Genomic DNA, 7063 nt, shown 5'->3' with positions numbered 1-7063 from the left:
ATCATTGCATGCCATAGATGAATATAATTTCCACTTTATAACTGATACCAAGAAAAACTTTCTGCCAGTTGTAAAGGAAGGCATAGAGGCTGCAAAGGAGGCTGATCTGGGCCCCATTAAAATAAACTTTGTCCTGATGAAGAATATAAATGAAAATCAGGTTGACGGCATGATAAAATTCTGCGCTGAAAACAATTGCATACTCCAGCTAATAGAATTTGAGGCTAATGTTGAGAAAGAGCATAGTGAGGAATATATAAAATATCATGTGCCACTGGAACCCGTTGAAAACCGGATAAAACAGAAGGCTGAAAGTGTTGAACATAATCCCCTCCATAACAGGGAAAGGTATACTGTTAACACAGAATATGGAAAAGTCAAAATAGAATTTGTAAAACCAATGCGCAACGTTGATTTCTGCAAACACTGTACAAGATTAAGAGTTACGGCAGACGGAAAGTTTAAAACCTGTTTGCTGAGGGAAAACGATTATTTTGAAATAAAGGATGTACTCGGGGATAACGAAGAGATAGATAAAATGTACAGGGAGGCAGTAAGGGCAAGGATACCATACTGGAGGTGATTTATGAGGATAACAGTTTTATATTTTGCCCGTGTAAAAGATATAACCGGAACTGCCCAGGAAACCTTCGACATAAGCTGGGGAAGCATGGATGAATTAATGGAAAAAATATTCAGCAAATATCCGGAATTGAGAAACATCAGTAATCTGCTTATTTCAGTAAATAATGAATATTACTCCGGTATTCCACTACGTGAAAATGACAGAGTAGCGTTTTTCCCACCGGTCAGTGGGGGATAGAAAGCAGAGATATTTACATATTTATTTGAAGTATTTTTCCCTTAAATAGCGTAGAAGTCCATCTCCACGTGGGTCAAAGCCCGCTTCCGATTCAGAGTCTATGGTAATTCCCTGTGCATGCCCCATCATATCATTAAGGTCGTCCACGGGTTCATAATGGTTGAGCCTCAGTGTGCTTTCATAGTAAACCTTAGAATCACCGTAGATAGATGCTGGATATGCAAATCTTGGGTAGGCAATAGCATCCGGTATACTGTAACCAAGGTCAATGAGTCTCGAAAGTATCTGTACATTTATCTGGGGCTGAACGTCACCACCCATGCTGCCCAGGATTATGTCCTTTTTCCCGGAGGCCAGTACGCTCATTAGAGTGTGGAATGTTTTTTTGCCAGGCTCCAGATGATTTCTGTTTTCACTGTCCAGAGAAAAGTAGCTTCCCCTGTTATTCATATTTATGCCCGTTCTACTTATATTATGTCCGGATCCGAAACCCATATAGTTACTCTGTATTGCACTTATTTCTATGCTTCCATCAAAAATTGAAAAGGCAGTTGTGTCTGAAATGTTAGAATTCCCATTACCTGGGCTGGATTTGTCAGGTTTCAGGTCTTCTATATTTTCCGGTAGCTTCACTCCGTCATAGATGTACTGCCTACGGATATTGTATGCATCGCGCATAGTTTTTATGAGGGTGTCATAGTATTCCTGATGCTCCATTCCAGAAAGATCATATCCATTTAAATCCCTTAACCATACAGACGCTGTAAGTCCCTGACTAACAGGAGGATTAGTATAAACATCGTATTCCCTGTATTTTATTCTGATAGGACTCAATATTTCGGCTTTATATTCCGCAAGATCGGATTTTCTGATAAGTCCGCCTTTTTCTCTCATGTCACTATCTATTTTATCTGCAACAGTACCATTGTAAAATGAATCCAGACCCTCTTTCACCAGTGTCTCAAGGGTATTCCCCAGATCTTCCTGTTTAAGCCACGTATCTGTATCCTTGTAAATTTCATTGAAGTCATTGTCTCCATCATTGAAATTCTTTATTGCCCTTGCAAGTTTTCTGCTGGGTTCAAATCCTTCAAGCGCAAACTGGATTGCCCTTTTGAAATTTTTATCGATGCCCATAGTGGATTTTTCTGCCGCAATTTTCCAGGATGATACGAGACCTGGTATTGAAAATGAAGAAAGAGGTCCGTGTTTCGGTATTTCTTTGTACCCCTGCCCTGAGTAAAAATCTATATCAGCGGCGGCAGGTGCGAATCCACTTGCGTTTATGCAGTAATATCGACCGTCTTTTATTGTTGCAAATAAATCTCCTCCAAGACCATTAAACTGAGGCTGGACAGCAACCAGTGCAGAGGACGCTGCAAGCATGGCATCGTATGCATTTCCTCCTTTTTCCAGTGCTTCCAGTCCTGCCATGGTGCTGAGCGGGTGGCTAGTGGCTACATTATATTTCATAAGATAAATATTTATTTAAACTATTTAAAGAATTTTAAAAAAGCATGTTAACTTATAGTTGTGAATAAGAACATTTTATCAATGTAATTATGTATAAACCTTTATATATTCAAATTTAGCTTATAGTTTATGAAATCCAGTAAATTAATGACAATAATAGTTGCAATAATAATAGTTGCCGTTGTAGCCGGCGGCGGATATTACGCATACCACTACGAGACAACGGGAACGTTGAAAATGAGTGCGGCAGATAGCCCACCTTCAATAAATGGAGTTGCAGCAGTGTACGTTACCTTCAGTTCGGTGGCACTTCATTCAGATAAAGCATCTTCCAACTCTACAGGCTGGACAAATTATTCATTGCATGACAAAACCGTGAATATATTGAACTTAACTGCAAGCAATGCTGCATTCCTTTCCAACCTGTCAGTGCATGCATCATCATACAATATGATGAAACTGTACATTAAAAACGTAACTGTACATGTGAGTTTATCATTGTCAGGCATACTGAACAGCAGCACCACAATTAACATGTCCCTGGCACATGCCTTCGCCCTTGTTATATTTGTGCACCCTGTTACTGTATCGGCACATGCCACAACAAGTATGGTAACCGATTTTAACCTGTCTAACAATATTGAGCTAAGCGCGCATAAATTCAACATGAGCGCAACGGTTAATGTTTTATCTTAAATTTTAAAACCTTTTGATTAATTTTTCATACACAAAAACTTTATTTTTATCGCTTGCCTTTTAAATGATGAATCCTTTTGAAAAAGCTAGAATAGGAAAAATTGAGATAAAAAACAGATTTGTTATGGCTCCAATGATATCCAATTTATGTAATCCAGATGGAACAACCAATGAGAATCACATCAGGTATCTTGAGGAAAGGGCACGTGGTGGGTTTGGACTGATAATTACAGAATACGCCTATGTTGATGAATACAACGGAAAGGGTTCACCAAATGAGATGGGAATATTTTCCAGGGAACAGCTTCCGAAGCTGTCAAGGTTGACAGAAAGAATACATTCCGCTGGATCAAAAATATTTGTACAGCTGGTACATGCGGGAGGAAAGGCCAATCCACACTATAATAAGGAATCCATATTTGCTCCCTCCACTGTCGATTATCTTGGAAGTTTGCCGGCTGAAATGACTAAACAAGACATAAAAAATGTCGAAAACAAATTCCTTAATGCGGCTGAAATAGCCTACAGAGCAGGATTTGATGGTATAGAACTTCATGGAGCCCACGGCTATCTATTACAGGAGTTCATATCACCTTCACTCAATAAAAGGCAGGATGAATATGGAGGTTCAACTGAAAACCGTGTGAGGATTATAAACGAGATTTCAGATATGATAAGAGCTAAACTGGATATGCCTCTGGGAATCAGGCTCAGCCTCTATGAAGATGATGAGGACGGATATGATGCCGATTATGGAATAGAAGTGGCATCCATGTTAAAAAATATGGATTACATACATTTCTCCGCAGGAAGGTTCGCACCTCCCGGGTCTTCTGCTTCGTTCTATTATGAAAATGTGCATATAGGTTCAAAACTTAAGGGAAAGATTGATAAGAATACAATGCTGGTAGGTTCAATAAGATCCATGCAGGATATTGAAAAGGCACTGAAGGTTTCTGACTTTGTTGTATTTGGCAGGCAGGCACTTGCCGATCCCTATACACCATTGAAAATGAAAATGGATATTCCTTACAGGCCATGCATAAGGTGCAACCAGGCATGCAGGAATTTATCCAATGCCGAGGTAAGATGTACCATTAATCCATACACAGGATTTGAAATAACTCAGAATTCCAGTAAAAAATACAGTGGTGAGATAGCTATAATAGGATCTGGAATAAAGGGTCTGGAAGCCGCACTCTATGCTGCCAGCATGGGCATAAAGTCAATTGTGTATGAGAAATCAGACTTTGGTGGACAGTTCAATGAGATAATAGACCAGTACAAGAAAAGGGACTTTATGCCACTTCTTGAGTATTACCAGTCAATGCTGAAAAGGTATGGAATAGAAATAAGATATGAATCAGCGAATAATGGGATATTGTGCCTCCCCGACAAAATTTATCCAGATATTGGAAGAAACGGCGATCTGAGTATAGATACAAATATCTACAGGTATTTTGATGACGTATTGAAAATAGCAGAAAAGAATAGGGTTATAATGAGTACCAGGTCACTTCACAGCCTTGAAAGATCAAGAATTGATGGATATAAGAAAATAGCTGAAAAAGCGGGGATAGAATTCAGGGATATGGATTCCTATGATTTTAAGGTGTACGACATTAGGCAATACGATATACTGGAAGCCATGAAGAGCGGGAGAATGGCCATAGACCAGTATATTCTGGAAAACAAAACCGCATTTCTGTGAAATGTTACTAAATTTTTATTAGTATTATATTAATTAGGTTTCATGAAAGTAGCAGTAATAATGGGAAGCAAATCTGATTTCCCGGTTATGCAGGATGCAGTAAATGAATTGAAAAACTTTGGCGTTGAGGTAGAATACAGGATAGTCTCAGCCCACAGGACCCCTGAATTCATGCTGAAATATGCCCATGATGCCATAGAGAACAACATAGAGGTGATTATAGCAGGTGCTGGAGGGGCAGCACATCTCCCGGGAATGGTGGCTGCAATGACTACCCTGCCGGTAATAGGGGTTCCTGTACAGTCAAAGGCGTTAAATGGCCTGGACTCGCTGCTGTCAATAGTCCAGATGCCTCCCGGAGTGCCTGTGGCTACTGTATCTATTAATGGTGCAAGAAATGCTGCACTTCTGGCAGTACGAATTCTTTCAATAAAATATCCGAAGCTGAAGGAAATGATGCAGGCATTTTTGGATAACCAGAGAGATGCTGTCTTAGGTGACAAATTATGAAAATAGGAATAATAGGATCGGGGCAGTTAGGATATATGATGATAAACACAATGAGGAGGTACCCTATTGAATTCTATGTTATAGATGACAATAAAGGCCCTTCCGCTTCTATAGCAGACAAATTTTTTGATGTTTCACAGTACAGGGAGTTTGTTGACTCATGCGATTTTGTTACATACGAATTTGAACACATAGACAGGAACATACTGGAATATGCCAGCCAGAATGGAAAATTAAGACCATCCATCAAGGCAGTCGAACTGAAACAGGATAGATCTCTTGAAAAAAAATATCTCAGTGACCATGGATTTCCCATAGCTGATTATGAATACGCGGAAACCTACAGTGATGCATTTGAGAAGGCCAGAAAATTCGGAAAGGCAGTAATAAAAAGCTGTAGAGGCGGTTACGACGGAAAAAATCAGTATTTTATTGACATTAATTCCAAATTTGAAAAACACCCGGATATGCCATATGTGATAGAAAAATTCATTGATTACGAATATGAAGCCTCAATTATAGCTGTACGGGATGAAAATGGGAAATTCTACCACTTTGAACCGTCATTTAATTACAACAAGAATGGCATACTCATATACAACATATCTCCAGTAGGCAATACCATAGAGATGATTGATATAGCTAAAAGGCTCATGGAATCCCTGAAATACATAGGAGTAATGGGAATCGAATATTATGTTAAAGACGGCAAGGTAATAATTAATGAATATGCACCCAGGGTTCACAATACCGGGCATCATACGCTTACTGGAAGCTCAGTATCACAGTTTGAGGAACATATACTGGCGGTTGCAGGAATGGATATTATAAGACCGGATCTATTTGTGCCTTCCGGAATAGTGAATATTATAGGAACAGGAATTGATGGTAATATATCTCCAATACTCCAGCTTGGCAACACAAACATTTACTGGTACCATAAAAATGAGGTAAGGAGAAAAAGAAAGATGGGGCATGTAAATGTTTATGGTGAATCATATGAGGAAGTAAGGAATAAAATAAAAGACATAATGGAAATACTTTATGGAGACAAAATAGAAGATTTTATTTAAAGCAATAGGACAGCCTTAACACCCTCGATTTTTTTTATCCTGTTAAGGATATCGCCAGTAACTGTATTTGTTGTGACAATGATTGCCCTGGGGTTGTCTATAAGATCGGGGTCATCTGTGACAACCTGCCTCACCGATATCCCTGCTTCCGCAAGCACATTCATTACACCTGCTATTATTCCAGGCCTGGCTGCATCAACGGGAATTATTTCAATTACACCGAATCCTATTTTTGAACCTGAATGCTCAAAATTTGAAATTGGCTCAAGATTGCTGAAAAAATCGAAGAGCTCGTGGTCGTTTATTATTTTTTGTACCATGTTCACAATGACCCTTCGGTCAACATTGAAGGCTCTTGCTATGGAATTTGGCTTTATTTCAATTGCGTCACAGAATAATTTTGGCTCGTCATACAGAATTTTTACCGATATGCCTATTTTTATCATTTTCTGTACAACTCTCATTTCAGCTGGATAACCATCAAACACTTTGTTTATGTAGTCCCACATAGAGGTATAATGTAAATGTAGTATTTAATAATTTAATATAACCTATTAATAAAAATGATAAATTATTTTTTTATTTCATCATTGGGACGAATATTTTTTCACTAAATTTATGAATTCCTCATGATTCCCCGGTTTGTGGACATTCAGATCTGAGTTTTTCATAGTGTTCATCACGAATTCCAGGGGAAATTGCATGGGTAAATGTGAAACAACAAATTTTGCCGCCTCTTCGGGTTTTTCCTTTAACAGTTTAATACCAAGGTTATAT

The 7063-nt window shown here is 38.7% G+C and carries 8 protein-coding genes and 1 pseudogene; 6 read left to right on the top strand and 3 right to left on the bottom strand.

Going from position 1 to position 7063, the window contains the following annotated elements:
• A pseudogene (locus AMDU4_RS13375) lies at nucleotides 1-583 on the top strand (GTP 3',8-cyclase MoaA); the annotation flags it as partial.
• A 3-nt stretch (nucleotides 584-586) separates the two neighbouring features.
• On the top strand, nucleotides 587-823 hold the full coding sequence (locus AMDU4_RS13370) for a MoaD/ThiS family protein (protein WP_021788459.1): 237 nt from the start codon (nucleotides 587-589) through the stop codon (nucleotides 821-823).
• Between the two features lie 21 nt (nucleotides 824-844).
• Here the strand turns inward: AMDU4_RS13370 and AMDU4_RS13365 are convergent, their stop codons facing one another.
• The gene (locus tag AMDU4_RS13365) at nucleotides 845-2296 is read right to left on the bottom strand and encodes a gamma-glutamyltransferase family protein (RefSeq protein WP_021788458.1); all 1452 of its coding nucleotides are present in this window, start codon (nucleotides 2294-2296) and stop codon (nucleotides 845-847) included.
• Nucleotides 2297-2425: 129 nt separating this feature from the next.
• On the opposite strand from AMDU4_RS13365, the gene AMDU4_RS13360 reads away from it, so the two are divergent.
• From AMDU4_RS13360 to AMDU4_RS13345, 4 genes are all read left to right on the top strand, one after another.
• Nucleotides 2426-2992: a DUF4382 domain-containing protein gene (locus tag AMDU4_RS13360; RefSeq protein WP_021788457.1), complete on the top strand. Its 567-nt coding sequence runs from the start codon at nucleotides 2426-2428 to the stop codon at nucleotides 2990-2992.
• A 67-nt stretch (nucleotides 2993-3059) separates the two neighbouring features.
• Nucleotides 3060-4703, top strand: coding sequence for an NADH:flavin oxidoreductase (locus AMDU4_RS13355; RefSeq protein ID WP_290705525.1), 1644 nt, complete (start codon nucleotides 3060-3062; stop codon nucleotides 4701-4703).
• Nucleotides 4704-4745: 42 nt separating this feature from the next.
• On the top strand, nucleotides 4746-5213 hold the full coding sequence (gene purE / locus AMDU4_RS13350) for a 5-(carboxyamino)imidazole ribonucleotide mutase (protein ID WP_021788455.1): 468 nt from the start codon (nucleotides 4746-4748) through the stop codon (nucleotides 5211-5213).
• On the top strand, nucleotides 5210-6286 hold the full coding sequence (locus AMDU4_RS13345; RefSeq protein WP_021788454.1) for a 5-(carboxyamino)imidazole ribonucleotide synthase: 1077 nt from the start codon (nucleotides 5210-5212) through the stop codon (nucleotides 6284-6286). The genes purE and AMDU4_RS13345 overlap by 4 nt, the downstream gene beginning before the upstream one ends.
• On the opposite strand, the gene AMDU4_RS13340 is transcribed toward AMDU4_RS13345, so the two are convergent.
• Nucleotides 6283-6795, bottom strand: a complete 513-nt coding sequence (locus AMDU4_RS13340; RefSeq protein WP_021788453.1) for a hypothetical protein — start codon at nucleotides 6793-6795, stop codon at nucleotides 6283-6285. The two genes, AMDU4_RS13345 and AMDU4_RS13340, sit on opposite strands and share 4 nt — an antisense overlap.
• 78 nt (nucleotides 6796-6873) lie before the next feature.
• The coding region (locus AMDU4_RS13335; RefSeq protein ID WP_290705521.1) for a DUF3834 domain-containing protein at nucleotides 6874-7063 on the bottom strand (190 nt) is incomplete at its 5' end.

This window comes from Ferroplasma sp. Type II (assembly GCF_000496155.1).
This window is presented reverse-complemented; position numbering and strand designations above follow the sequence as displayed.

Excerpts from the sequence above, each read along its gene's own strand:
- AMDU4_RS13370 (WP_021788459.1), top strand. The coding sequence starts at position 587 with ATGAGGATAACAGTTTTATATTTTGCCCGTGTAAAAGATATAACCGGA.
- AMDU4_RS13365 (WP_021788458.1), bottom strand. The coding sequence starts at position 2,296 with ATGAAATATAATGTAGCCACTAGCCACCCGCTCAGCACCATGGCAGGA.
- AMDU4_RS13360 (WP_021788457.1), top strand. The coding sequence starts at position 2,426 with ATGAAATCCAGTAAATTAATGACAATAATAGTTGCAATAATAATAGTT.
- AMDU4_RS13355 (WP_290705525.1), top strand. The coding sequence starts at position 3,060 with ATGAATCCTTTTGAAAAAGCTAGAATAGGAAAAATTGAGATAAAAAAC.
- purE (WP_021788455.1), top strand. The coding sequence starts at position 4,746 with ATGAAAGTAGCAGTAATAATGGGAAGCAAATCTGATTTCCCGGTTATG.
- AMDU4_RS13345 (WP_021788454.1), top strand. The coding sequence starts at position 5,210 with ATGAAAATAGGAATAATAGGATCGGGGCAGTTAGGATATATGATGATA.
- AMDU4_RS13340 (WP_021788453.1), bottom strand. The coding sequence starts at position 6,795 with ATGTGGGACTACATAAACAAAGTGTTTGATGGTTATCCAGCTGAAATG.